The following is a 24,426-nucleotide window of genomic DNA, read 5'->3' as shown; positions in this document are numbered from 1 at the left end:
AATTTAATATCTTAAATGTAGGTTCTAAAAACGGATTTTAAAATGACAAGAATCATTTTAGAAAGATGCACTTATTTAATTTGTTTAAGTCCTTCAACATCTAAAACAACGATGTTTCTTCCTTCAGATTTAATTAATCCTTGTTCTTTAAAATTAGTTAACGTACGAATAAAGGTTTCTGTGGCTATACCAGCAACACTAGCCAAGTCATTTCTAGATATTTTGATTGGGTCGTTAGGTCTGCGATTTATTTTTTCTGCAAATTGAAGAATAGTACTAGCCGTTTTTTTATTAACCGAACTATATGCCATTTCCAAAAGCTGGTCTTTAATGTGAGACAAATCGTCTGTTAGATGATCAATTAGGGCAACGGCTAGTTTGTTGTTGTTCTTTATGATTTCTGATAATTGAAGTATTGATAGACCCACCAATTTTGTTTTTTTTATAGCTGTAGCTGTTTCTTTATGCGGTAAATTATGGGTAAAAGAGGTGTAACCAAACAAATCGTCTTCTTTGTAAAGGCTTGTGGCTAATTCTTTGCCTTTGCTGTCTAGTTTGTGGCACTTTACAGCACCTTTTGTAATGAGGTATATAAAATTTGAGTGGTCACCTTCTCTGTAAATGACATCGCCTTTATTATATGTAAATTCATTACCGTAATCGTCAAAGAAATTTTTTAAATCGTTAAGGTTGATTAATTCGTCTTTTTCAGAGTAATTTTGAACATTGTCTTGACCTTTATCCTTCAAGATACTGGCTTTGGCCAGTCTGCTTTTTATGGCACTTATTAATTCGTCTTCAGTAAAAGGTTTGGTGATGTAATCGTCTGCTCCCAAATTCATACCTTTTCTAACGTCTTGATGTTCGGTTTTTGCAGATAAGAAAATAAAAGGAATATGCTTTGTTTTACTGTTTTTGGTTACTTCGTTTAAAACGCCATAACCATCAAGTTTTGGCATCATAATATCACAAACTATAATATCTGGTGTATTAATGTTTATGGCTTTTAAGCCAAGCTCACCATTTGGTGCTGTAATGACTTCAAAGTTTGAAAGTTCTAAAAGTTCAGCAGTGTTTTCTCTTAAAACAGTATCATCTTCTATGAGTAAAATCTTAGTCATATTTAGCTTTGTTAGGGATTTTTAATGTTACGAGTGTGCCTTTGTGCTCTATACTTTCAATTTTTATGTGTCCGCCTAAATTTTCCAAATGTGTTTTTACAATGTTAAGACCAATTCCGGTGCCTTGCATATTGAGCACATTTTCTGCGCGATAATAACGTGCAAATATGTTTTCCATATCTTTTTTTGGTATGCCAATACCATGGTCTTCAATCTCAAAAATAGTATCGTTTTTGTTTTGGCGAATCCTAATATCTATTTCTGAATTTTTACCAGAATACTTCACGGCATTTTGAAGGATGTTGGATAGGATAATTTCAATAATTCTTTCATCTTGGTACATCGATATGTCATCAATATCAGCTGGGTAATTTATGTGTTGTCCTTCTTTTAAAAGCATATTAGAATTGTAAACCACTTCATTAATAACCTTACTTAATCTAAAGTCAGAAAAGGAATAGTTAAATGTTCCTGTTTCTAATCTTTCAATAGATAAAAAGTCATTTAATATGGTGTTGAGGTAATTTACTTTGTCCTTTAAGATGGCTAAGTGTTTGTTGCGTTTTGGTTGTTCTTCTGTGAGCTTATACTTTTCTAAAAGCATTAAAGATGTGGCTATGCCGCTTAATGGTGTTTTAAACTCGTGCGATACAAGCGATAAGAATTTTGTTTTTAATTCGTTGAGTTCTTTTTCTTTACTTAATGCTTCTTGTAGTTGCAAGGTTCTTTCTTGTACCGTTTTTTCGAGCTTTATGGTGTAGTTTTTTTGCTCTGTAATATCTACAACTATGGCAACAAACACTTTTTTGTCTTTTAAAAATGAAAGCTGTAAATGTACCATTACAGGATAGGAAGTGCCATCTTTTCTAATATGAATGGTTTCAAACTCTATCTGCTCTTCTTGATTTTTTAGAAGTTTATAAATGTAATTTTTTCTAAAAGTTGTTTCATCTATACCAGATTTTAAATCAACAGGTGTCATATATTTAAGCTCGTCTAAAGTGTAGCCAATGTTTTTAAGAGCTCCTCTATTGGCATTGATAAACTTGAGGGTTTCAGCATCAAAAACATAAATTTCGTTAAGTGACTCATTAAAAATTTTAGCTAAATGGTTCTTTTCTTCTTCAGCTCTTACGCGTTCGGTAACATCGTTTTGTACACCAATAAAGTGTGTTACAATACCTCTTTTGTTGGTGATGGGAGTGATGTACAAGTCATTATAAAAAAGGGTGCCATCTTTTCTGTAATTTCTAAGTGTTACGATACAGCTTTCACCATTTTTTATGGCTTTTCTTAGTTTAGGTAATCCTTTTTGATCTCTGTCATTACCTTGTAGAAACCTACAGTTTTTGTTTAAGATTTCTTTTTTTGAATAACCTGTTAATTTTTCAAAAGCAGGATTGTAATAAATAACAGGATTATCTGGTTTTAAAGCATCTGTAATTAAAATACCATTACTTGCAGATTCTAGTGCCTTGCTTCTAAGCATAAAATCAAATTCATTTTCCTTCTGCTTAGAAATATCTCTAACCAATGCCATAACATAGGTTTTGTTATAGATATTAAAAGGATTAAGCTCAACCTCAACTGGGATGATGTCTCCATTTTTTTTTAGGCCATAAACATCTGCGGTTTTTCCCATTTTAGTACGCTTGTAATCTTCAATAAAACGTTCTACATTTTTACTGTGAGATTTGTGGTAGTTAGAAGGTATGAGAATGTCTATCGATTTGTCTTTGAGCTCAGACTTTTTATAATCAAATACATGTTCTGCCATACTGTTAACTTCAATAATATGTTGTTTTTCGTCAACAATAATTATAGCTTCTGAGACGGCTTCGAGAAGAATATTGAATATTTCCTGGTCTTGTTTAATCATGCCAAACAAGTAATTGGTGTATCCTTTAAAGGTAAGCAATAAATAGTGATTATTTTATGATAATGATCAATATCATTCTTTGTTTCTTAGGATTTAAATATCTTTTGTATGCGGTAATTTTTATCAAAATGAATAGGGACTTTTTAATACATTTAGGATATGTGTTTTATGCTATTTCTAAGGCAGATAATAACTTGTCTTTTGAAGAATATGTAAAGTTGTCTGAAAGCCTAAAAAAGCGATGGCTTCATCTTACGGAACTTGAACAAGATGTCATAAAAAATCAGTTCAATACATTACAAAAAGACAATGCTTCAGCAGAAAACAGCTTTTCTAGGTTTATTGAATTTCTACATCGAAATCCTAAATTATTTACAGAGGAATTACAAAAGCTCATTCTTAAGACTGGGAATGACATTGCCTATGCTTTTGCTAAAATCAATAAATCTGAATTAAACTTTATGGTAAAGTTGAGTCTTGAGTTTAAGAAGCTACAAGAATAGTTCTAATACGAAGTCTAAATAGAATCAATTTTCTTGCTCATTTAAATTTGTTAAAGTGCATAAAAAATCACCTAAGTTGATGAATATCATTGTGCTATATTTATAGTTTGCTTTCCTTTGGATAAAATTTAAGATATGTTGTTAACTATTATCATATTGTTGTTTTTATCGTTGATTATGTACCTATTGTTAATGCCAATGATTTTGGTTATAGATACAAATAATGAGCAATATTATATTCAGTTAAAAGGCCTTGCAAGGGCAGATGTAATTAAAGATGATAAAGAGATTTTTATAATAAGATTAAAGTTGTTCTTTTTAAAATTTTACATCCATCCGCTAAAAGCCAAAAAAGAAAAGAAATCTGAAACATCAAAAGCAATAAAGGTTGATAAAAAAACAAAGAAATTAAGCTTTAGAACTGTAATAAGAATTATAAAATCCTTTAAAGTAACACAGTTTTACATGAACATAGATACAGGAGATTGTATTGCAAACTCAAAATTGTACCCAGTATTTTCTTTTTTAAACTATCAATTTGGAGGATTCCATGTTAACTATAAAGGTCAAAACACATTAGTATTGGCTGTTGAGAATAGACCAATACGCATTATAAAATCATTTTTCAACATTTAAAATATTAATATTATGGAACTACATTTAGAAGAATTATTAGGACAAGTGACAGATTTTATGAAAACAGAAGCTAATGCCGATACTGTAATTGGTAAAGAGTTTCAGCTGGGAGAATTTAAGTGTGTACCTGTAATAAAAGTAGGCATGGGATTTGGCTCAGGTGGAGGAGAAGGTTCTGAAACTAAGGGTAAAAAAGGTGAAGGTATAGGTGCAGGAGCAGGTGTAGGAATTGAACCTTTAGGATTTTTAGTTACTCGAGAAAATGAAATCTCTTTTATTGAAGCTGGTAAAGCTCATGGTCTTGCAGCTGCATTTGAAAAAGTACCAGATTTAATTGAAAAATTTGCTGAAAGTAGAAATAAAGAGGTTATTGCCAATTAGTCGTTTCTACAGTAAAAACTGAACTTAAAAAGCTGAGCGACATAGTTGCTCAGCTTTTATTTTAAAATGTTTATTCCTAATCGCTTTTTGCTTTGGCAGCTTTCTTTTCTTGGCGTTCTAACTTTCTAAAATAACCACGTGTTAAAAAGTTATGCTTCAAAGCTTCCATGTTTTCATTAAACTTTTCGGTGCCTTCATTAATGTTTTTTATGGTGGATTTTAAATCATTGACCAGAGCAGTGTCTTTTGTAATATAGTTATAGGCACCTTCGCTAGAGTTCAAATCATTTACAACGGTATTTATGTTGTTTAAAATTGAATTGATTTCATTACTAGACGTTTCAAGATTATTTACTATACTTTTTAGTTGTTTTCCTGAAATTGAATCATTCAATACCATGCCCAAAACAGAATCGTCATTAGTTTTTATTGAAGAAATAATATCCGTTAATTCATTTATGGCTTTTGTTGCCCCTTTACTTGCTGTTTTAAGATTATAGACCGACTGTTTAAGGTCTTGTGCCATAATGGTGTCGTTTAGTAACAAGCCAATGGTGCCTTCACCTTCGAGCATCTCGGTTGTGATTTTTAGTAAATCAACAGTTAACAACGCTGCATTTTCTGAGCCGACACTCAATGTGCTAAGAATATCATCGGCACCTATTTTGCTGAATGACTCAATAATATCACCGTTTTCAATAATAGATGCTGTACCTTTTCCAGGAACAATATTTACAATCATATTACCCACCAATCCATCTGAACCTATTGTGGCAATGGCATCTTTTTTAATATGTTGTATAATTTTTTCCTCTATATTCATATCTACTTTAATGGTTGAATCGTTAACCATGTTAATAGATTTTACTGTACCAATATCAATACCTGCATATCTAACATTGTTGCCATTTTGTAAACCATTTACATTCTGAAAATAGGCGCTAATGGTAAAGGTTTTTTTAAACAGATCTTTACCTTGACCAATCATATAAACGGCTACCACAAATAAGATGGTACTAATAATAACAAATATGCCAAGCTTGGTTTTTTGTGATGCTGTTTTTTTCATGTGTTTCAAATTTTCGAGAACCTGTGATTCTGTAATTTCTTTCTTTCTTTAGCGGTATTCATTGCCTCTCAAATGCCCATTATGGGCTTTCATAATTCTTGTTTAAAAAATGCTTTAATTTTTGGGTCTTCTGATGCTGAAAGCTCTTTGTAAGTGCCTTCAGCATAGTCAATACCGTCTATGAGTAAAATCATCCTATCAGAAATAACTCTTGCACAATCCACATCGTGTGTTATAATGAGTGCTGAGGTGTTATATTTTTTCTGAATGCTTTGCATTAAGATAATAATTTCTTTGGCAGTAATAGGATCTAATCCACTTGTTGGCTCGTCGTACAGAATAATTTTTGGTTGAAGTATTAGCGTTCTTGCTAATGCTACGCGTCGCTTCATTCCACCAGATAATTCAGAAGGCATTAAATCTATGGCACTGGCCAAACCTACATTTTCTAATGCTTCAATAATCATACTTTCGGTATCTGTATCTTTTTTAAATTTTTTTGAATGACGACGCAATGGAAATTCCAAGTTTTCACGAACACTCATAGAGTCATATAATGCACTACCTTGGAATAGGAATCCGATATCAGCTCTTAAAATATCAAGCGCTTCTCTATCTAGTTTGGTAATGTCGTTTTTCATCACGGATATTGTACCACTATCAGCTTCCATAAGACCGACGAGACACTTTATCATCACAGATTTTCCAGAACCAGATTTTCCCATGATAACGAGATTTTCACCTTGGTGTAACTCTAGATTAAAACCGTTCAATACATGATTATCACCAAAGCTTTTGTGCAGGTCTTTGATTTTTAGAACAACGTCTCTTTTTGATATGTCTGTGTTTTCATTCATAAGTCATAAAAAATATCAGCAACAAAAACAGCTATAAAGTCTATTATAAATAGTAAAAGTGATGTAAATACAACAGCAGAGTTTGCGGCTTTCCCAACACCAGCAGTTCCTTTTGTGCTGTAATAACCTTTATAACATCCTACAATACCAATAGCTAAACCAAAAAAGAAAGTTTTGATGGTCGCCGGAATAATGTCGCCAAATTCTAAAGAGTTAAAAACCTGATTAAAGAAAAGCGTAAAAGACACATTACCTTTTACATTTTCTACCAGAAATGAGCCAAATAATGCCAAGGTATCACCAAAGATTACAAGCAAAGGGAGCATTAATGTTACTGCCGAAACTCTCGTAACTACTAAAAATTTAAAAGGATTTGTGCCAGAGACTTCCATGGCATCAATCTGCTCTGTAACTCGCATAGAGCCTAATTCTGCACCAATACCAGAGCCAATACGACCTGCACAAACCAAAGCCGTAATAATTGGACCAATTTCTCTAACGATAGATATACCAACCATTGATGGCATCCATGATACCGCACCAAATTCCATTAACGTTGGTCTGGTTTGAAGGGTTAATACCAAGCCAATTATAAATCCTGTGATTCCCACTAAAAGCAGTGATCGATTTCCCATATTATAGCATTGGCGAAGCAGTTCTTTAAACTCAAAAGGCGTCTTAAAAACTTCTTTAAAATATCTAATGGTGAAATATGAGAGGTCTCCAATTTCTGTGAAAAAGGATTTTAATTGTTTGTTTATGGAAGTAGTTTGTTCCATAGGATGTTGAATTTTCGGTGATACAAAATGTACTATCCTGTTAATTCATTGTCGTTTACTATGTTGTTTTCCCAACAATCTAGATTGTAAATGGTAGTCTCAGCAATATTGGTTAGAGCTTCATTGGTTAAAAATGCTTGGTGGCCAGTAACCAATACATTTGGCATGGCTATAAGCTTTATTAGAGCATCGTCATCAGGAATGTCATGAGACAAATCTTTAAAATAAATGCCTTTTTCATTCTCATAAACATCCATGCCATAAGCTGCAATTTTTTTGTGGTCTAAAGCTATAATTAGGTCATCTGTATTAACTATAGCACCACGTGCTGTGTTGATGAGATATACATTTTCCTTCATTATATCAAATAAGTCTTCGTTAACCATGTGGTGTGTGTCGCTATTTAGTGGTACATGAAGGGAGATGATATCTGACTGCTCACATAAATTCTCTAGAGAAACATATTGTAAGCCGTAGAGTTCTGTCAATAGGTGGTCTTCTTCAAGGTCATTACCTAATAATTTACATCCAAATCCATGCATGATTTTAGCCATAACAGAGCCAATCTTTCCAGTTCCAATAATACCTACGGTTTTACCATTAAGGTCGAAACCGATGAGGTGATTTAAATCAAAATTGAAACGTTTAATGTTATTATTGGCTTCGATAAGTTTTCGGTTTAAAGCCAAAAGAAGTGTTACTGCATGTTCTGCAATAGCATTGGGAGAATATGCTGGTACGTTGGCAACTTTAATACCTTCTCGTTTAGCAGCCTTAATGTTTACATTATCGTATCCCACAGATCGTAAGCTAATATACTTAACACCAAAACCGTGAAGTTTTTCTATGGTTAAAAAGCAAGCTTCATCTGCAGAAAAAATAGAAACTGCATCGTAACCTACAGCTTTAATAGCTGTTGATGATGATAAGGTTTCTTTGGTAAATGTAAGACTGTGCTTATTGTTATTAGCTTGCTCTAAATACGCTTTCTCAAAATCTCTGGTGCTGTAAACAAGAACTTTCATGACTTTAATTTTACTTCAGTTATAATATCTAATTTTTACGCAGGAATCACCATAAAAGGTGTCTGTAAATGCATTGCAATTTTTGATATTGTTGGTTTAAAGAACAGGTTTTCAAAAAAGGAATGTTTGTTGTTAATCATCACAAGTAATTCAGATTTATGCTCTTGTTGATAATCATAGACCACATCTGCAATGTCTTTCTCTTCTAAAATATCGTATGTTGTTTTGTAATCCGTAAATGTTTCCTTTATAAACTCTTTATGAATTTTTTGTAAGGATGTGAGTTCTTGCATTGTTATATGCAGAACTTTAATATTGCTTTTATGTAATTCTAATATTTTTAGGATTGGTTGAAAATGCTTGTGTTTAAACGACAGATTTAAATCTGAAGGGAATAATATATTCTCTAAACCAGCAAACTTATAATCATCTGGTACAGCAATAACAGGACAGCAACGTTTGTTTATAATTTGTGTGGTATTGCTGCCAAAAATTACTCTGTCAGAGTCTGTTTCTCCTTTTGTTCCCATGACAATGAGATCTATATTATTATCAGACACTGCTCTCGAAATACGATCTGGTAAAAAGCCTTTTACGACTTCAACCTCGAACTCTTGTTCCATACCATGTTTTCGCATTAAAGAAAGCGCAAACTCATAAAGTCGCTCTTTAGATTCTTCCTGAAGAATTTTATGGATATCTTTTCCAATAAGTCCTTTCTCTATTTGATATTCATAAGAAAAGATGACTGGAGGATAGCAGTGCAAAAAGTGAAATTTACAGTCTTCATTTTTATATAATTCTAAAGCGTAGGTAATAGCATTTTTAGAATTCTCTGAAAAATCGGTAGGCAACAAGACAGATAACATAATCAACAGGTTTTGTAATTCTTTGCATCTAAAGTTATAACTAAGATTCAAATTTTCTCATGATATTTGTCAGCTAAAAAATTAATAAACAGTAGTTTAAGTTTAGTGAAATAAAAAATGATTGCTTGTAAGTGAGCAATCATTTTTTATTGTTTCAACTCTATATGAGGCTAAGCAGAAAAAGATTGCTTTACATTGGCATTAGTAGACCAGAATTGATAATCTGGACTATGTAACATCTTACGGTAAAGATGTTTGTTTACTTTAACTGGTACTTCGAGATTAGGGAATTTTATATGGTAAACGTTTCCCTCTTGATTGATTAACTTGACTTTTATAGGCTTATTTTTCATAATCTAATGTTTTAATTATTAAACCATAGAAATTATTACACCTGTTTCTTTTCGATAAAATTTGTTTTCTTTTCTTTAGGTTCTGTCTTTTCTGGTGGGATAATATATCTATGCGTATCGTTAAAAAAGTTTTGTCGCATAGCTTCCATTTGCTTTAATATATCATCCATGTTTTGAAATCCAGAAGGCATACCATTAGAGAAGAAATCATCTTTAAAAAAGTCATCAGAAAAGAATTGTCTCATAATCGAATCTCGTTCTGAGAATCCATTTAGTCTTGGAGACTGTAGCATAGAAAAACGCTTTTGCATCATGGAGTGCATTTGGTTAAGAATGCTATCGCTCTCCATACCTTTTATATTTCCAGAAGACGACCAGCTGTAAATAGAATCGTAACGGATTATATTGCCATTTTCATCAACTTCTTTATTTACTTTCCATGTGCCTTTAGGTTTTAGAAGGCTATCTTTTTGACTTTCTAAATCTGAAGAATTTTTAGAAGAATTCTCAGTGTCTTGAGCATTACAACTTGTAGCTAAAATTGCTACAAATAAAAAGAGCATTACTTTTTTCATTTTTTACAATTTTAAATTAGACATCTGCCTCCAAAAAATCAAAAAAAATGCCATTTCAATATGAACTTACATTTTGTCAGTATGTCTTATTTTTGCAACTATGACAGACAATTTTGTAAACGAATTTTTTGGTATAGGTATACAAAATGGTAAAACGCCAGAGAATCTTGGTGTACTATGGAGATCAGCCCAAAACTTAGGTGCTAGTTTTATTTTTACCATTGGTAATCGGTATGCAAAACAAGCCTGCGATACACATAATGCTGTAAAATCGATGCCTTATTTTCATTATGAAACTTTTGATGAATTTTTTAATAATTTACCTAAAGGTGCGCGTTTAGTAGGTGTAGAGTTAACAGATGAAGCGGTAGATTTAGAAACATTTCATCATCCAAGACGATGTGTTTATCTTCTCGGAGCCGAAGACCATGGACTCTCTAATCAAGCCATAGAAAAGAGTCATTTTTTGGTGAAATTCAAATCACAATTAAGCCTTAATGTGTCTGTAGCAGGTAGTATTGTAATGTACGACAGAGGAATTAATAAGCCTAGATCGTAAGTTTTTATTTAAAACAAACCACTAATTTCACCACTGTCGCTAATGTCAATACCTTCAGATGCTGGATGCGTTGGTAAACCAGGCATACGCATTATTTCGCCAGTAATAGGAATTAAAAAACCAGCTCCAGATGCAATCTCAATCTCACGTACCGTAATTATAAAATCTTTTGGTCTGCCCAGTAATTTAGGATTATCTGACAATGATTTTTGAGTTTTGGCTATACAAACAGGTAAGTTTTCCAAGCCAAGCTCCTTTATTCTGGTTAGTTGCCGTTTTGCATTGGTGTTATAATCTACATGTTCTGCGCCATATATTTTTTGGGCAATGGTTTCAATTTTTGTTTCAATATCCATATTCCAATCGTAAAGCGGTTTAAATTTTGCTTTACTGGCTTCTGCAACTTCAATAACATGTTCGGCAAGTTTTAACGCTCCTTTACCTCCTTTAGCCCAAACATCAGCTACGGCAACTCTAATATTTTTAATCTTAGCTAAATCTTTTATGAGTTGAATTTCTTCTTTGGTATCAGATTTAAATTTGTTGATAGCTATAATAGGAGTAACTCCAAATTGTTTAATATTTTCAAGATGTTTTTCCAAATTAGGAAGGCCTTGTCTCAGTGCCTCAACATTTGGTTCATTTAAAGTTTTTAAATCGGCACCTCCATGATATTTAAGGGCACGTATTGTTGTGGTTAACACGACAGCTTTTGGAGATATGTTGGCACTTTGGCATTTAATATCAAAAAATTTCTCAGCACCTAAGTCAAAACCAAAACCAGCTTCAGTTACAGTATAATCAGAAAAAGACATTCCCATTAAAGTGCCTATAACGGAGTTGGTACCTTGAGCAATATTAGCAAATGGTCCGCCATGAATTATAGCTGGATTACCTTCAATGGTTTGTACTAAATTGGGTTTTATAGCATGTTTTAAAAGTGTGGCCATAGCTCCAGCGACTTTTAAGTCTCTAGCATATATAGGCTGTTTCGAAAATGTGTAACCAATAAAGATATTTCCTAGTCGCTTCTTGAGGTCACTAAGATCTTTTGAAATACATAAAATTGCCATAATCTCAGAAGCGGCTGTAATGTCAAATCCTGTTTCTCTTGGTATACCAGACGATGTACCTCCAAGACCAACAATAATACGTCGTAGCGCTCTGTCATTCATGTCCACAACACGTTTCCATGTAATGGTTCTTGGGTCTAAACCAAGAGAATTGGTCTTGCTTTGTATATTATTGTCTATTACTGCAGCTAATAAGTTGTGTGCTTTTTCAATGGCTGAGAAATCACCAGTAAAGTGTAAGTTAATATCTTCTAAAGGTAAAACTTGCGAATAACCACCACCAGTTGCTCCTCCTTTTATACCAAACACAGGACCCAAAGAAGGTTCTCTTAAAACAACAGTTGTTTTTTTGTTTAATTGGTTGAGGGCTTCAGATAACCCGATGGAAATAGTTGTTTTACCTTCGCCGGCAGGAGTAGGTGAGATTGCAGAAACCAGTATAAGATTACTTTTCTTGGCTTTATTTCTGTTAATGCAAGACAAAGGAAGCTTGGCTTTATCATTACCGTACATTTCAATATTATTTGGATCAATACCAAACTTCTCGGCAATTTCGGTTATGGGCTTTAGTTTTACTTTTTTGGCAATCTGAAGATCAGTCATTTTTTTTGATATGAATTAATACAAATTCAAATTTAGACCTTTGGATTTAGATAAATGGTGATTTTTGTCATGTGAAGAAATGTAGTCATCAATTCTAAAACTAATAAAGTTAAAGGTTGTAACTTTGCCAAAACTTTGATACATGCATAAAGCTGGTTTTGTAAATATTATTGGTAATCCCAACGTCGGTAAATCTACCTTAATGAATGCCTTTGTTGGTGAAAAGCTGTCTATTATAACCTCAAAAGCACAAACGACAAGACACCGAATTTTGGGAATTGTTAATGGTGAAGACTTCCAAATGGTGTTAAGTGATACACCAGGAATTATAAAACCTGCTTATGAGCTGCAATCCTCAATGATGGATTTTGTAAAATCTGCTTTTGAAGATGCTGATGTACTTATTTACATGGTAGAAATAGGCGAGAAGGAACTTAAGGATGAAGCCTTTTTTAAGAAGATTACCAACTCTAAAATTCCAGTATTATTACTACTGAATAAAATTGATAACTCAAATCAAGAGCAATTAGAAGCGCAAGCTGAGCTATGGCAAAGTAAAGTGCCTAATGCTGAGTTTTATCCAATTTCTGCTTTAAATGGATTTAATGTTCAAAATGTATTTCAGAGAATAATTGAGTTATTACCAGAGTCACCTCCATTTTATCCAAAGGATCAATTAACCGATAAGCCAGAGCGCTTTTTTGTTAATGAAGCGATTAGAGAAAAAATATTACTGCACTATAAAAAGGAAATCCCATATTCTGTAGAGGTTGATACCGAAGAGTTTTTTGAAGAGGAAAATATTATAAGAATTCGTTCTGTTATTATGGTAGAGCGCGATACGCAAAAAGGTATCATAATTGGTCATAAAGGTTCAGCTTTAAAACGCGTTGGAGTAGAAGCTAGAAAAGATTTAGAAAAGTTTTTTGGTAAGCAAATTCACTTAGAATTGTATGTTAAGGTGAACAAAAACTGGAGAAGTAACCAAAATCAGCTAAGACGTTTTGGTTATAATCAAAAGTAAATTATTCGACTGCATGGATGTCTTTACTACGTAAGGTGTCTCGCATAAAGTGGTGTAGCTGGTGCATTTGTTCCATACCAGCTTTTTTACCAAGTCTTCCACTAAAATAAAGAGCAAACCATACAACTACCATAAGTAAGGTAACAAAAAGTTGTATGGCAAAATTATTTCCCAAAGACCAATTAACATAAGCCCAAATCCCAAAGCCAATAAAGAAACCTGCAACAGCAAAGTGAAAGAACATAAACATGGTCCATACTGTTGGGTTAGGTCCAAATAGGCCATAAATGGTGCTAAGCTGCTTATTGTCGTAATCCTCATTGATTTCAAGATGCAATTGTGGTGACCAAAAATGCTGATTGACTTTTGGTATCTTTATAAATACATGGTCATCGACACGAGTTACTATAAATTCTGACTGGTTTTTACCTTCAGTTTCAAATAGTGAAAGCAAACTTTCATTGTCTTGATTGACATTGAATTTAAATCGTGGTCTTAAAATAATTTCGTTAGAAAGTTCCATTGCAAATAATATTAATTTCAATTTACATATTTTCTTAATGAAACTCAAAACTTAAATTCCAAATACATAAATCGTTAATCTAAAATTAAACCCTACCTTTGCTACCGCTTACAGGATATGTAATGCAGATTAAATTATAATTTATGGGAAACATTGTTGCAATAGTAGGAAGACCAAATGTTGGTAAATCAACGTTTTTTAATCGTTTAATAAAAAGGCGTGAAGCTATAGTTGATGCCGTTAGTGGTGTAACTAGAGATCGTCATTATGGCAAAACCGATTGGAATGGAAGAGAGTTTTCACTCATTGATACTGGTGGTTATGTCGTTGGTAGTGATGATATTTTTGAAGCCGAAATAGACAAGCAAGTAGAGTTGGCTATAGACGAAGCAGATGCCATCATCTTTATGGTAGATGTAGAGACAGGTGTTACTGGTATGGATGAGGACGTGGCTAAGTTGTTGAGAAAGGTAGAAAAACCGGTTTTCCTTGTTGTAAATAAAGTAGATAACAATAAGCGAGGTGAAGATGCTGTTGAATTTTATTCGCTTGGTTTAGGTGAGTATTATACCATTGCGAGTATTAATGGTAGTGGAACGGGAGATTTATTAGATGCTGTTGTAGAAGCCTTACCAGAAAAAGAAGAAGTAGAAGAAGAGCAACTGCCAAGATTTGCTGTAGTTGGTCGTCCTAATGCTGGTAAATCATCATTTATAAATGCATTAATTGGAGAAGATCGCTACATCGTAACAGATATTGCTGGTACCACAAGAGATTCTATAGATACGAAGTATAATCGTTTTGGATTTGAATTTAATCTTGTAGATACTGCTGGTATTCGTCGTAAATCTAAAGTTAAAGAGGATTTAGAGTTTTACTCAGTAATGCGAAGCATAAGAGCTATAGAGCATTGTGATGTATGTTTGTTAGTTTTAGATGCAACAAGAGGATTTGATGGTCAGGTTCAGAACATTTTTTGGTTAGCTGAACGTAACAGAAAAGGGGTTGTAATTCTGGTAAATAAATGGGATTTGGTTGAAAAAGATAACAAAACAGCCAAAGAATTTGAGAAGTATATCAGAAAAGAAATAGCACCTTTTACAGATGTGCCAATTATATTTATTTCGGTATTAAATAAACAACGAATATTTAAAGCGATTGAAACGGCAGTTGAAGTTTATAAAAACCGTACGAAGCGTATTAAAACAAGTGTACTAAACGAAACGCTTTTACCAATTATAGAAAATAATCCTCCGCCAGCATACAAAGGAAAATATGTGAAGATAAAGTATATTATGCAGTTGCCAACTCCGCAACCACAGTTTGCATTTTTCTGTAATTTACCTCAATATGTTAAAGATCCTTACAGACGTTTTTTAGAAAATCAACTTAGAGATCACTTTGATTTTAATGGAGTACCTGTAAGTGTTTACATGCGAAAAAAGTAATATCTTTACTTTGCTATGAAAATCCATAAGTTGTTTTTGTTTGGTGCATTAGTACTATCATTTAGGCTATTTGCTCAAGACGCTCCGCCAGAAATAAGTGTAATAGGAGAGCAGTATTATTGTTCAGATACTCCAATGAATATTGTGACATCTGTTTCTATTACAGACCCAAACCCAGAAGATACAACCTTACAAGAGGTATTTATACAAATTGCAGAAGGTTATGAGTTAGGTGAAGATACATTAGTTTTAAGTGGTGTACATCCAAATATCTCTTCAGTTTGGAATGCAGCTCAGGGGCAACTTGCATTATTTGGACCAGCAACTTTTGCAGAGTTCGAATCTGCAATTGAGGATGTGCTTTTTCAGACCACTCAAACCAACTTTACACAAGATAGACAGTTTTCTATAAATCTTGGTAATGCTAATTATTTACCAAGTACAGGTCATTATTATTTTTATGTCTCTAGTCCTGGTATAACTTGGACGCAAGCTAGAGACGCAGCTGCTAATCAAGATTATTATGGATTAACAGGTTATTTGGCAACAATAACTTCAGAAGAAGAAGTACAATTAACTGGTGAGCAAACCTCTGGTACCGGATGGATAGGTGCATCAGATGCAGAAACAGAGGGAACGTGGAAATGGGAAACAGGACCAGAAGCAGGTACCGTTTTTTGGCAAGGTACTGCTAATGGCAATCCAGTAAATGGTGAGTTTTCATATTGGAATTCTGGAGAACCTAACAACGCAGGTGATGAAGATTATGCACATATAACTTCACCAAATATTGGTATCCTTGGGTCTTGGAATGATCTAGCTGTTACAGGAGATACAAATCCTGGTGGTGATTATCATCCTCAAGGATATATTGTAGAATTTGGAGGATTGCCCAATGAGCCCGAAATTAATCTCTCCGCATATAGTACTATTATAATGCCGAGGATTTTGTCTGAAGATGTATCCGTTTGTGGTACAGAACAGGTAACAATAAATATAGAGTCTTCAACTAACCAAGCGGATTGGTATACTTCAGAAACTTCTATAATTCCAGTCTATTCAGGGCTTTCATATAATGTTATGTTAACAGAATCTACAACGTTTTGGATAGATCCTTCCGTGTCAATGTGTTCTAACGCATCACAGCGTTTTCCTGTTGCGGTAACGGTTAATCCAATACCAAGTGTAAACGATATTACAATAGTACAATGTGAGGATGAGGTTATAGATGGTTCTGCAAATTTCAATCTAAGTGAATACAATGATGCTATTGTAAGTGGAGATTTGTCTAATATCGAGGTTGCATACTATTCTGATGCCGATTTTTTAAATCAGATTGATGATCAGAGTTATATCAATACAGTCAATAATCAAACCGTTTTTGTTGTAGCAACCAATACAATAACACAATGTAGTAATCAGGCAGAAGTACTTTTGGTTGTAAATACTGAGTTGTCTCAATCTGTTACTTTAGAAGCGTGTGATAGTTTAGATGAAACAGGATTGGTAAGCTTTGATCTCATGGTAGCAGAAACAGTTATTTATGCAAACGAAGGGTTTGATAAAGAGGTTGAAGGGTTTTATGAAACCTATAACGATGCTTTGCTGCTTCAAAACCCGTTAAATACTAATTACACAAATAACCAACCGTACTATCAAGTTATTTATGCTCGTGTTCAACAAGATGGTAATTGTCATAGTATAGTTGAAGTGGTGTTGAATGTTAAGCCACTTCCTGAACTCTTAGAGGACGAAACCGTTTTTTATTGTTTAAATACATTTCCGGAAACCATTTCACTATATGGAGGTATAGTTAATGATGTGCCAAACAATTATTATTACAACTGGTCAACAGGAGAAACAACAATTAATATTGATGTTAACGAACCAGGAACATACACGGTAGATGTTACAAGACCAAATGGTTGTACAAATCAGCGTGTGATTACGGTTTTAGCTTCTAACACAGCTACGATTGAAACGATTGAAATAACGGACATTTCTGAGAATAATACCATTACAATTTTAGCCTCAGGAGAAGGTGAATATCTCTATGCCTTAGATGATGAAAATGGACCATATCAAGAGTCTAATACTTTTGAAGATGTGGCAGCAGGAGTGCATACAGTTTACATCAAAGACATAAAAGCAGATTGTGGTATTGTTTCAGAAGATATATCAGTTTTAGGATTTCCAAAATTCTTTACACCAAATGGTGATACAGTTAATGATACCTGGCAGATTAGTGGATTCTCATCTCAGTTTCCTGTAACTGCTTCGGTTAAGGTTTTTAATCGATTTGGAAAACTCATCACAATTCTGAATGAGTCAAACTCCCAATGGGATGGTACTTACAACGGGAAATTATTACCATCTGATGACTACTGGTTTGAGGCAAAATTAGCTGAAGGAAGAACTTTTAAAGGCCACTTCGCTTTAAAGCGTTAGAAAAATTTTATAGTTCTTTTAAGAAAATTCATACGATTTATTATTTTATTGCGTTAAAGCTTTAGCTATTTTATTAACCATCAATCAATCTCTATGAAAAAACTAAGTTTAGTTTTTGCATTACTCTTTGCATGTTTTACTTTTTCTCAAGAAAAAACTTTCAAAATTACAGGAACACTAATCGCCGAAGATTCTAATCTGCCCATAGAATCTGCAACAGTTTATTTAGAGCGTATTAAGGATAGTAGTATTGTTTCTTATACCATTTCAGACAAAAACGGCTTTTTTAAAATTGAAGGACGAACCTTTGATGAGCGTCTTAACTTTTTTGCATCTTATGTGGGTTATGGAGTCTATAAAAAGGAAATAGATGTAACAAAGGATGTGATAGATTTAAAGACCATTTCTATGCAGTTAGATAATCAGCTCAATGAAGTGCTTATAAAATCTACGGCTCCTATAACCATAAAAAAAGACACCTTAGAGTTTAATGTAAAGTCTTTTAAAACCAAAAAAGATGCAACTGTAGAAGATTTATTAAAGCAGTTGCCAGGAGTAGAAGTAGACGAAGAAGGTAAAATAACTGTAAATGGTAAAGAAGTAAATAAAATTTTGGTGAACGGAAAACCGTTTTTTGGTGATGACCCAACCATAACAACAAAAAATCTAACTAAAGATATTATTGAAAAAATTCAGGTTGTAGATACCAAAACAAAGTCCGAAGCTTTCTCTGGAGAAGCTGGAGACAAAGAAAATAAAACCATAAACCTAACCATAAAAGAAGAAAACAATAAAGGTGTTTTTGGTAGAGTTGCTGCTGGTGCTGGTACAGATGATCGCTACGAATACGCTGGTATGGTTAACCTTTTTGATAATGATAGACGTATCAGTGTTCTTGCAGGTGGAAATAATATAAACTCACCTGGTTTTAGTTTTGGTGAACTGTCTAAAATGTTTGGTAATGCCAGTAGTGTATATATTAATAGTAATGGTTCTTTTAGATTTGACGGTCGATCTTTTGGCGGAGGCCAAGGTATTACAACATCTAGAAATGCTGGCTTAAATTATGCCGATGTAATTGGAGAAACTGTAGATATTTCTGCAGATTATTTTAACTCATCCAGTAATTCTGAAAATGAAACCATAACAGAGCGCGAAACCATTTTAGCAGACTCAAGATTTTTTACAAATTCTAGATCGCGATCAGATAATGATACCGATAGCCATTCTGCAAATCTCGAATTTGAGATTGAAACAGATTCTACATTTCAAATTAATATAGAACCTTCTTTTGGGTATTCTAAAACCAGAACATTCTACAATAGCAATGAGGAAACTTTAGATGAAGATATGGTGCTTACCAATCAATCTTCGGTAAATTCTGATGTAGAAAGTTATGCTAGGGAATTTTCGGCAGATATATCTGCGACAAAGCGTTTTGGGAGCAAAGGCGCCTTTGTAAGAGCAGAGCTAGAAACTAATGTGAGCAAACAAGAAAGTGACGATTTTTTGAACTCGGTTGCTGAAATTTTTGGCACCGAACCAGAAACTATTGTTAGAGATCAGTTTACGGATGGAGTTAATGATAGTTATGGATTTTCAACTCAATTAACCTATAGGCTGCCAATAATTGCCAAGAAGTTTTTTCTAAATTTTGAATATGAGTTTTCAAGAGACAAAGAAAAAAATCGAGAGAGCACCTTTGATTTTAATGATGTTTCTCAAGAGTTTGGTGAGTTTAATACAGCATTGAGTACAGATTTTGAATATACAGACTCAAGGAGTATACCTACAGTTGGTGTAACTTACAGTGGTGAAAAATTTTATACAAGATTAAATATTGGTTATAATATTCGCACGTTAGAAAATAATGACTTATTGAGACCTCAGTTCAATGTAGAACGACAGTTTAAAAACTTGGAAGCAAGTTATAGAGTAAATTATCGATTTAGTCCTAAAGCCTCTATTTATGGTAGTTACTGGTTGAGTAATAATCCTCCAGCCTTGCGTCAGTTACAAGCATTTACAGATGTGTCAAACCCATTAAGCATTATCATTGGTAATCCTAACTTAGAGCCATCTAACAGACATAGTTTTTATGCAGGTTATAATGGGTTTGATTGGCAAAAACGAACAGGGTTTTACGCCAATGTCAATGCTAGTTTTACCAACAATCAGGTCGTTTCTAAAACAGTTATAGATCCTGAAACATTAGTGAGAACAACAACATATGAGAATGTAGATGGTAACTCTAGTTTTGGTGTGTCTGCTACTTATAGTAAGGAAATTAAGTTAGATACCTTAAAATCTGTAAAGCTTAATTTTAGAACACGATACAACAGAAGTAAGAACATCAACTTTAATAACGATGTGCAATACGCTAGTACAGTAAATACTATAACTCCACGATTAGGTATAGATTTTATTTGGGATAAGGTGATGGAATTAAAACCTTATTACGAAATCAATATTTCAAACAATGCCTATGATATTGAAGCGTTTGATGACAGAAACTTTACGCGTCACAATGCAGGATTAAGAACAGCAACGTTCTTGCCCAAGAAATTTGAGTGGGAAAACGATATTCGATTTAATTATAATCCTAATGTGGCTCAAGGCTTTCAGAAAAGTGCATGGTTTTGGAACTCTACTTTAACTTATAGTATTCTAAAAGATAAAGGGTTGATTTCTTTAAAAGTGTACGATTTACTTAATCAAAACACCAATGCAAGACGTATAGCAACACAAGATTATATTCAAGATTCTCAAAGTACTGTTTTACGACAATACTTTATGCTTGGCTTTAGCTACAAGTTTAATAGCTTGGGTTCTAAAGGCGAGACTAGAGATGATGATTTCTTCTTTTTTTAGTTAATCCCATAAAATAAAAAGAGAGTCTAATGCTCTATTAAAACCATCGTAATATTTGTTTTCTTTAAACTTGGGAATCATAATATTATCTATTATGATTTTACATTCGTAATCAGAAATTGTTTTTTCAGTACCTAAACCAGTATTGATAGCAATTTTTCTATCGTATTTGGAAATTGTAATGAGCAACCCATTATCTTTTTCCTTGGTGCCAATTCCCCAAGAATTTGCAACTTCTTTGCCAAATTCCATGATGTCCATATTTTTTGGAATGGAATCTATGGTAAGAATGACGGTTTGATTTGTGGTTAGCTGTTCGAATTGAATTATCTTATAGGTTAATGAATCTCGTTCTGTTTTGGAGAATAATTCAGTACTATCATAAACAATATTTTGGTTAATGTTTTCAGGAATATCTATACTAATACTGTTTTTCGTTTCTTTACAATTCAACAGAAACAGAGAAATAAAACATAGAATAAATAACCTATTGCCTAAAGGTTGAAGCATAAATTTAAAGAAATATAATATTACAAATTACCATCCACCAGAGGCACCTCCACCACCAAAGCTTCCGCCTCCGAAGCCACCACCAAAGCCTCCGCCTCCAAAGCTTCCACCAGATGAAGAGCCACCAAAAATACCACCTCCAGAAGATGAACCTCTAGAGTAGCTTCCGCGTCCCATATTACTCAATATAATGGCTTCAAGAATACTTCTGGCATCATCGTCTTTTCTGTTGCCTCTGTTACCGCCACCACGTCCTCCACCACGTGTTTTAGAAATAGCTATGATGAAAATGATAAAAAAGACCAATAGCACAAAAAAGAATGCTATAGGGAATTCACCGTTGCTGTTTTTTCTGGTGCCTTTGTATTCACCTTGCATGACTTCAAAAATAACGTCAACACCTCTGTTGAGTCCACCATAGTAATCATTGCGTTTAAAATATGGTATGATTTCTCTGTCAATAATACGTTTGCTTAATGCATCTGTAAGTAGGTGTTCTACACCTTTACCAGTATTGATGGCGATTTTTCTATCATTTTTTGCTAATAGAATAAGTACACCATTGTCCTCTTTTTCTTGTCCAATTCCCCATTTTTCTCCCCATTGTGCACCAAGATAATTAATGTATTCCCCTTCAGTAGAATTAATGATAGCTACAACAATCTGTGTTGAAGTAGTATCTGCATACCTCCTCAGTTTTACATTTAGGGCTGAGCTATCTTGTTTAGTTAATAAATTAGAATAATCATAAACAAAATGTTGCTTGGCATCTTTAGGTTTTGGTGGAATTTTAAATTGAGAATACCCAAGAGATATCCACACAAAAGATAGTACAGTTATTACAACTTTAAATGATGTGTTTTTTAGTCTGTACATTAGCCTTTAGAAATAGAATTATCCAACTCGTTTTGGTCTCCATGTTCCCAAGGAAAATGTTGTGCAAGTACTTTGCCAGCTTCCTTAATACCATTAATAAGCCCTTGTTTAAAGTTGCTATTTTTAAATTGAGAGGCTATTTTGTCTCTTGTAGAATTCCAAAAATCCGAACCCACAATATCATTAATGCCTTTGTCACCATAGATTACAAAAGCCTTATTGTCTACTGCCACATAAATAAGAACACCATTTTGCTCCTTAGTATTATCCATTTTGAGATAATGAAAAACTTCCAAAGCATGTTCGTAGATATCCATGTTGCATTTTTGTTCTATGTGCACACGGATTTCGCCAGAGGTTTCAAGTTCTGCAATGCGAATGGCTTCAATGATTTCCTGTTCTTCTTGTTGTGTCAGGAAATCTTCAATATATGGCATAATGTAGTATTGTTATTAAAAGTTGAATTCTACATCAGGAACTTTTTCACTTCCAGGGTCAGCTTTATATCTAGCCATTTCTTTAAAACCAAACAAGCTAGCTAATAATTTGTTTGGGAATTTAGTAGTATAAATGTCGTATTTGTTTACAGCTTCATTATAACGATCTCTTGCAATGTTAATTCTGTTTTCAGTGCCTTCTTGTTGCGCTTGGAAATCCCTAAACTGTTGAGAAGCTTTTAGATCTGGATAGCGTTCAAAAGAGGCTATTAGTCTACTAAAAGAACCACTTAATTGACTTTGAGCTTGTTGAAATTTTTCTAAATTTTCAGGAGTTAAATCATCAACATTTATATTCATAGAAGTAGCTTTAGATCTAGCTTCTATAACCTCATTTAGTGTTTTTCTTTCAAAATCGGCTGCACCTTGTACAGTTTTAATAACTGTACTATAAAGGTCATTTCTTCTTTGATAGGTGCTTTCTACATTAGACCAAGCTGTTTTGGCATTAGCTTCTAATTCTACAGATTTATTATTAATACCAACAGCCCATTGGTAGACGCCAAATGCTATTATAGCAATAACAATAACAGGTACTAACCATTTTTTCATAATTGATAAGTTTTAAAGTTGTGTTTTTATTTTAATAAGCTGTGCTTTTATGCTTTCCAGCTTTTCAATAATTTCAAATTTTTCGAGAGATTGTTTTTTTTCTTCTTTTAAATGCACTTTTGCACCTTCTAATGTAAACCCTCTTTCTTTTACAAGATGGTAAATAAATTTAAGGTTTTTAATGTCCTCTGGTGTAAATTTTCTGTTACCCTTTGCATTTTTTTTCGGCTTAAGTATATCAAACTCCTTTTCCCAAAAACGAATTAAAGATGCGTTCACCTTAAATGCCTTGGCGACTTCACCAATACCATAATAACGTTTTTCTGGTAAATCTATATGCATATTAATCGAGGGATTGGTTTTCTAGAGATGCTTTTCTTAGCAACTCATTAAACTCTGTAGCCGATAGGTTACCATAGTAGAAGTTAATAGGATTAATGCGCTCCTCGTCTTTAAACACTTCATAGTGCAAGTGAGGCGCTTCTGAACGTCCTGTGCTACCAACATAACCTATTAAATCTCCACGTTTTACACGTTGGTTAACACGTACATTATATTTGTACAAATGTGCATATAATGATACATATCCAAAACCATGGTCTATACGAATATGTTTTCCATACCCAGAAGCTCGATTGTCGGCACGTTTTACAATACCATTTCCCGTGGCATAGATTGGAGTACCTCTTGGTGCTGTAAAATCCATACCAAAATGAAACTTTCTAGCTTTTGTAAATGGGTCTGTTCTATAACCGTAACCCGATGCCATGCGCGTTAGGTTTTCGTTGCGTACAGGTTGAATTGCAGGTATGGCTTCTAAAAATTTTTCTTTGTCTTCAGCTAATTTCGCAATTTCGTCCAAAGACTTAGATTGTACAACAATGGCTTTTTCTAAAATATCTAAACGTTTGTTACTTTCTGCAATTAATTGAGAGTTGTCATAACCTTCAAATTTTTTATATCTATTTACACCACCAAATCCAGCACGTCGTTGTTCTTCAGGTATTGGGTTGGCTTCAAAATACAGACGGTAAATGGCATTGTCGCGTTCTTCTACATTTTCTAATGCTGCGATAGCATCGTCCATGCGCTTGTTTAACAATTCGTACTGAATTTGCATGTTTTGGAGTTCTCTTGCGAGTTGGCGCTCTTTAGGAGATTCTATGTATTGCCCGGCAATAAAAATAAATAAAAAGGCAAAAAGTGCAGCGGCAACTAAAAACACAAAAGCGTACTTAAATGTTGTGCGTTTTTTTCGCTTTATCTTGCGATAAGAAAGCGTTTCAGCATCGTAATAATATTTTACCTTAGCCATGTTCTAATTTATACTATTTTTGCAGCAATAATGGACATTAAGTGTTCTATAAACTTTGCGAACTTTCAAACCTACAAAAA

The 24,426-nt window shown here is 33.6% G+C and carries 25 protein-coding genes; 8 read left to right on the top strand and 17 right to left on the bottom strand.

All coding sequences use genetic code 11. From position 1 onward, the window contains the following. Positions 1 to 71 precede the first annotated feature (71 nt). Together MST30_RS01860 and MST30_RS01855 are read right to left on the bottom strand one after the other, a co-directional pair. Positions 72 to 1,121: a response regulator gene (locus MST30_RS01860; RefSeq protein WP_243472715.1), complete on the bottom strand. Its 1,050-nt coding sequence runs from the start codon at positions 1,119 to 1,121 to the stop codon at positions 72 to 74. After that, the gene (locus MST30_RS01855; protein ID WP_243472714.1) at positions 1,114 to 3,000 is read right to left on the bottom strand and encodes a sensor histidine kinase; all 1,887 of its coding nucleotides are present in this window, start codon (positions 2,998 to 3,000) and stop codon (positions 1,114 to 1,116) included. The genes MST30_RS01860 and MST30_RS01855 overlap by 8 nt, the downstream gene beginning before the upstream one ends. Before the next feature lie 128 nt (positions 3,001 to 3,128). Here MST30_RS01855 and MST30_RS01850 point away from each other — a divergent pair, with 128 nt between their 5' ends. From MST30_RS01850 to MST30_RS01840, 3 genes are all read left to right on the top strand, one after another. Then, positions 3,129 to 3,503: a hypothetical protein gene (locus MST30_RS01850; protein ID WP_243472713.1), complete on the top strand. Its 375-nt coding sequence runs from the start codon at positions 3,129 to 3,131 to the stop codon at positions 3,501 to 3,503. Positions 3,504 to 3,680: 177 nt separating this feature from the next. After that, positions 3,681 to 4,139, top strand: coding sequence for a hypothetical protein (locus tag MST30_RS01845; RefSeq protein WP_243472712.1), 459 nt, complete (start codon positions 3,681 to 3,683; stop codon positions 4,137 to 4,139). 12 nt (positions 4,140 to 4,151) lie between these two features. After that, positions 4,152 to 4,520, top strand: coding sequence for a GerW family sporulation protein (locus MST30_RS01840; protein ID WP_243472711.1), 369 nt, complete (start codon positions 4,152 to 4,154; stop codon positions 4,518 to 4,520). A gap of 76 nt (positions 4,521 to 4,596) precedes the next feature. Here the strand turns inward: MST30_RS01840 and MST30_RS01835 are convergent, their stop codons facing one another. The 7 genes from MST30_RS01835 to MST30_RS01805 all read right to left on the bottom strand — a co-directional run bounded on the left by MST30_RS01835 (position 4,597) and on the right by MST30_RS01805 (position 10,047). Beyond that, on the bottom strand, positions 4,597 to 5,589 hold the full coding sequence (locus MST30_RS01835) for an MlaD family protein (RefSeq protein WP_243472710.1): 993 nt from the start codon (positions 5,587 to 5,589) through the stop codon (positions 4,597 to 4,599). Positions 5,590 to 5,678: 89 nt separating this feature from the next. Continuing rightward, positions 5,679 to 6,446, bottom strand: a complete 768-nt coding sequence (locus MST30_RS01830; protein WP_243472709.1) for an ABC transporter ATP-binding protein — start codon at positions 6,444 to 6,446, stop codon at positions 5,679 to 5,681. Further along, positions 6,443 to 7,225 (bottom strand): MlaE family ABC transporter permease, encoded by a 783-nt coding sequence (locus MST30_RS01825; RefSeq protein WP_243472708.1) that lies wholly within the window; start codon positions 7,223 to 7,225, stop codon positions 6,443 to 6,445. Before MST30_RS01825 ends, MST30_RS01830 begins: the two co-directional genes overlap by 4 nt. A 32-nt stretch (positions 7,226 to 7,257) precedes the next feature. After that, positions 7,258 to 8,250: a 2-hydroxyacid dehydrogenase gene (locus tag MST30_RS01820; RefSeq protein ID WP_243472707.1), complete on the bottom strand. Its 993-nt coding sequence runs from the start codon at positions 8,248 to 8,250 to the stop codon at positions 7,258 to 7,260. A gap of 35 nt (positions 8,251 to 8,285) precedes the next feature. Continuing rightward, a complete protein-coding gene (locus tag MST30_RS01815) occupies positions 8,286 to 9,119 on the bottom strand; it encodes a universal stress protein (protein WP_243472706.1) in 834 nt (277 codons plus the stop codon). Positions 9,120 to 9,289: 170 nt separating this feature from the next. Beyond that, positions 9,290 to 9,472, bottom strand: coding sequence for a hypothetical protein (locus tag MST30_RS01810; RefSeq protein WP_243472705.1), 183 nt, complete (start codon positions 9,470 to 9,472; stop codon positions 9,290 to 9,292). A 35-nt stretch (positions 9,473 to 9,507) separates the two neighbouring features. Continuing rightward, the gene (locus tag MST30_RS01805; protein ID WP_243472704.1) at positions 9,508 to 10,047 is read right to left on the bottom strand and encodes a hypothetical protein; all 540 of its coding nucleotides are present in this window, start codon (positions 10,045 to 10,047) and stop codon (positions 9,508 to 9,510) included. Positions 10,048 to 10,147: 100 nt separating this feature from the next. Between MST30_RS01805 and MST30_RS01800 the strand changes: the two genes are divergently transcribed. Then, entirely contained in the window at positions 10,148 to 10,606 is a 459-nt protein-coding gene (locus tag MST30_RS01800) for an RNA methyltransferase (RefSeq protein WP_243472703.1), read from the top strand. 8 nt (positions 10,607 to 10,614) lie between these two features. Here the strand turns inward: MST30_RS01800 and MST30_RS01795 are convergent, their stop codons facing one another. After that, entirely contained in the window at positions 10,615 to 12,282 is a 1,668-nt protein-coding gene (locus tag MST30_RS01795; RefSeq protein WP_243472702.1) for a formate--tetrahydrofolate ligase, read from the bottom strand. A gap of 142 nt (positions 12,283 to 12,424) precedes the next feature. On the opposite strand from MST30_RS01795, the gene era reads away from it, so the two are divergent. Then, on the top strand, positions 12,425 to 13,306 hold the full coding sequence (gene era / locus MST30_RS01790) for a GTPase Era (protein WP_243472701.1): 882 nt from the start codon (positions 12,425 to 12,427) through the stop codon (positions 13,304 to 13,306). Position 13,307: 1 nt separating this feature from the next. Here the strand turns inward: era and MST30_RS01785 are convergent, their stop codons facing one another. Continuing rightward, on the bottom strand, positions 13,308 to 13,850 hold the full coding sequence (locus MST30_RS01785; protein WP_346346975.1) for a GTP-binding protein: 543 nt from the start codon (positions 13,848 to 13,850) through the stop codon (positions 13,308 to 13,310). Between the two features lie 122 nt (positions 13,851 to 13,972). Here MST30_RS01785 and der point away from each other — a divergent pair, with 122 nt between their 5' ends. The 3 genes from der (at position 13,973) to MST30_RS01770 (ending at position 20,596) form a co-directional block, all read left to right on the top strand. Next, a complete protein-coding gene (gene der / locus MST30_RS01780; RefSeq protein WP_243472700.1) occupies positions 13,973 to 15,277 on the top strand; it encodes a ribosome biogenesis GTPase Der in 1,305 nt (434 codons plus the stop codon). 15 nt (positions 15,278 to 15,292) lie between these two features. Further along, positions 15,293 to 17,725, top strand: a complete 2,433-nt coding sequence (locus MST30_RS01775) for a T9SS type B sorting domain-containing protein (protein ID WP_243472699.1) — start codon at positions 15,293 to 15,295, stop codon at positions 17,723 to 17,725. 93 nt (positions 17,726 to 17,818) lie between these two features. After that, positions 17,819 to 20,596 carry an outer membrane beta-barrel protein gene (locus MST30_RS01770; RefSeq protein ID WP_243472698.1) on the top strand — a complete coding sequence of 926 codons (2,778 nt, stop codon included), beginning with the start codon at positions 17,819 to 17,821 and terminating at the stop codon, positions 20,594 to 20,596. Here MST30_RS01770 and MST30_RS01765 read toward each other — a convergent pair whose 3' ends face one another. From MST30_RS01765 to MST30_RS01740, 6 genes are read right to left on the bottom strand one after another with little or no spacing between them, the layout of a single operon-like run. Then, positions 20,597 to 21,106, bottom strand: coding sequence for a TPM domain-containing protein (locus MST30_RS01765; protein ID WP_243472697.1), 510 nt, complete (start codon positions 21,104 to 21,106; stop codon positions 20,597 to 20,599). Positions 21,107 to 21,133: 27 nt separating this feature from the next. Next, on the bottom strand, positions 21,134 to 21,982 hold the full coding sequence (locus tag MST30_RS01760) for a TPM domain-containing protein (RefSeq protein ID WP_243472696.1): 849 nt from the start codon (positions 21,980 to 21,982) through the stop codon (positions 21,134 to 21,136). Further along, complete coding sequence (locus MST30_RS01755) at positions 21,982 to 22,419, bottom strand: TPM domain-containing protein (RefSeq protein ID WP_243472695.1); 438 nt, start codon at positions 22,417 to 22,419, stop codon at positions 21,982 to 21,984. The genes MST30_RS01760 and MST30_RS01755 overlap by 1 nt, the downstream gene beginning before the upstream one ends. A gap of 15 nt (positions 22,420 to 22,434) precedes the next feature. After that, the gene (locus tag MST30_RS01750) at positions 22,435 to 23,031 is read right to left on the bottom strand and encodes a LemA family protein (protein WP_243472694.1); all 597 of its coding nucleotides are present in this window, start codon (positions 23,029 to 23,031) and stop codon (positions 22,435 to 22,437) included. A 12-nt stretch (positions 23,032 to 23,043) separates the two neighbouring features. Further along, positions 23,044 to 23,373 (bottom strand): MerR family transcriptional regulator, encoded by a 330-nt coding sequence (locus tag MST30_RS01745; RefSeq protein WP_243472693.1) that lies wholly within the window; start codon positions 23,371 to 23,373, stop codon positions 23,044 to 23,046. A gap of 1 nt (position 23,374) precedes the next feature. After that, entirely contained in the window at positions 23,375 to 24,346 is a 972-nt protein-coding gene (locus tag MST30_RS01740; RefSeq protein ID WP_243472692.1) for a M23 family metallopeptidase, read from the bottom strand. Positions 24,347 to 24,426: the final 80 nt, after the last annotated feature.

The organism is Winogradskyella sp. MH6 (assembly GCF_022810765.1).
Lineage (GTDB): Bacteria > Bacteroidota > Bacteroidia > Flavobacteriales > Flavobacteriaceae > Winogradskyella.
This window is presented reverse-complemented; position numbering and strand designations above follow the sequence as displayed.

Bases quoted from the DNA above. Each gene is read 5' to 3' on its own strand.
- MST30_RS01860 (WP_243472715.1), bottom strand. From the start codon at position 1,121: ATGACTAAGATTTTACTCATAGAAGATGATACTGTTTTAAGAGAAAAC.
- MST30_RS01855 (WP_243472714.1), bottom strand. From the start codon at position 3,000: ATGATTAAACAAGACCAGGAAATATTCAATATTCTTCTCGAAGCCGTC.
- MST30_RS01850 (WP_243472713.1), top strand. From the start codon at position 3,129: ATGAATAGGGACTTTTTAATACATTTAGGATATGTGTTTTATGCTATT.
- MST30_RS01845 (WP_243472712.1), top strand. From the start codon at position 3,681: ATGTACCTATTGTTAATGCCAATGATTTTGGTTATAGATACAAATAAT.
- MST30_RS01840 (WP_243472711.1), top strand. From the start codon at position 4,152: ATGGAACTACATTTAGAAGAATTATTAGGACAAGTGACAGATTTTATG.
- MST30_RS01835 (WP_243472710.1), bottom strand. From the start codon at position 5,589: ATGAAAAAAACAGCATCACAAAAAACCAAGCTTGGCATATTTGTTATT.
- MST30_RS01830 (WP_243472709.1), bottom strand. From the start codon at position 6,446: ATGAATGAAAACACAGACATATCAAAAAGAGACGTTGTTCTAAAAATC.
- MST30_RS01825 (WP_243472708.1), bottom strand. From the start codon at position 7,225: ATGGAACAAACTACTTCCATAAACAAACAATTAAAATCCTTTTTCACA.
- MST30_RS01820 (WP_243472707.1), bottom strand. From the start codon at position 8,250: ATGAAAGTTCTTGTTTACAGCACCAGAGATTTTGAGAAAGCGTATTTA.
- MST30_RS01815 (WP_243472706.1), bottom strand. From the start codon at position 9,119: ATGTTATCTGTCTTGTTGCCTACCGATTTTTCAGAGAATTCTAAAAAT.
- MST30_RS01810 (WP_243472705.1), bottom strand. From the start codon at position 9,472: ATGAAAAATAAGCCTATAAAAGTCAAGTTAATCAATCAAGAGGGAAAC.
- MST30_RS01805 (WP_243472704.1), bottom strand. From the start codon at position 10,047: ATGAAAAAAGTAATGCTCTTTTTATTTGTAGCAATTTTAGCTACAAGT.
- MST30_RS01800 (WP_243472703.1), top strand. From the start codon at position 10,148: ATGACAGACAATTTTGTAAACGAATTTTTTGGTATAGGTATACAAAAT.
- MST30_RS01795 (WP_243472702.1), bottom strand. From the start codon at position 12,282: ATGACTGATCTTCAGATTGCCAAAAAAGTAAAACTAAAGCCCATAACC.
- era (WP_243472701.1), top strand. From the start codon at position 12,425: ATGCATAAAGCTGGTTTTGTAAATATTATTGGTAATCCCAACGTCGGT.
- der (WP_243472700.1), top strand. From the start codon at position 13,973: ATGGGAAACATTGTTGCAATAGTAGGAAGACCAAATGTTGGTAAATCA.
- MST30_RS01775 (WP_243472699.1), top strand. From the start codon at position 15,293: ATGAAAATCCATAAGTTGTTTTTGTTTGGTGCATTAGTACTATCATTT.
- MST30_RS01770 (WP_243472698.1), top strand. From the start codon at position 17,819: ATGAAAAAACTAAGTTTAGTTTTTGCATTACTCTTTGCATGTTTTACT.
- MST30_RS01765 (WP_243472697.1), bottom strand. From the start codon at position 21,106: ATGCTTCAACCTTTAGGCAATAGGTTATTTATTCTATGTTTTATTTCT.
- MST30_RS01760 (WP_243472696.1), bottom strand. From the start codon at position 21,982: ATGTACAGACTAAAAAACACATCATTTAAAGTTGTAATAACTGTACTA.
- MST30_RS01755 (WP_243472695.1), bottom strand. From the start codon at position 22,419: ATGCCATATATTGAAGATTTCCTGACACAACAAGAAGAACAGGAAATC.
- MST30_RS01750 (WP_243472694.1), bottom strand. From the start codon at position 23,031: ATGAAAAAATGGTTAGTACCTGTTATTGTTATTGCTATAATAGCATTT.
- MST30_RS01745 (WP_243472693.1), bottom strand. From the start codon at position 23,373: ATGCATATAGATTTACCAGAAAAACGTTATTATGGTATTGGTGAAGTC.
- MST30_RS01740 (WP_243472692.1), bottom strand. From the start codon at position 24,346: ATGGCTAAGGTAAAATATTATTACGATGCTGAAACGCTTTCTTATCGC.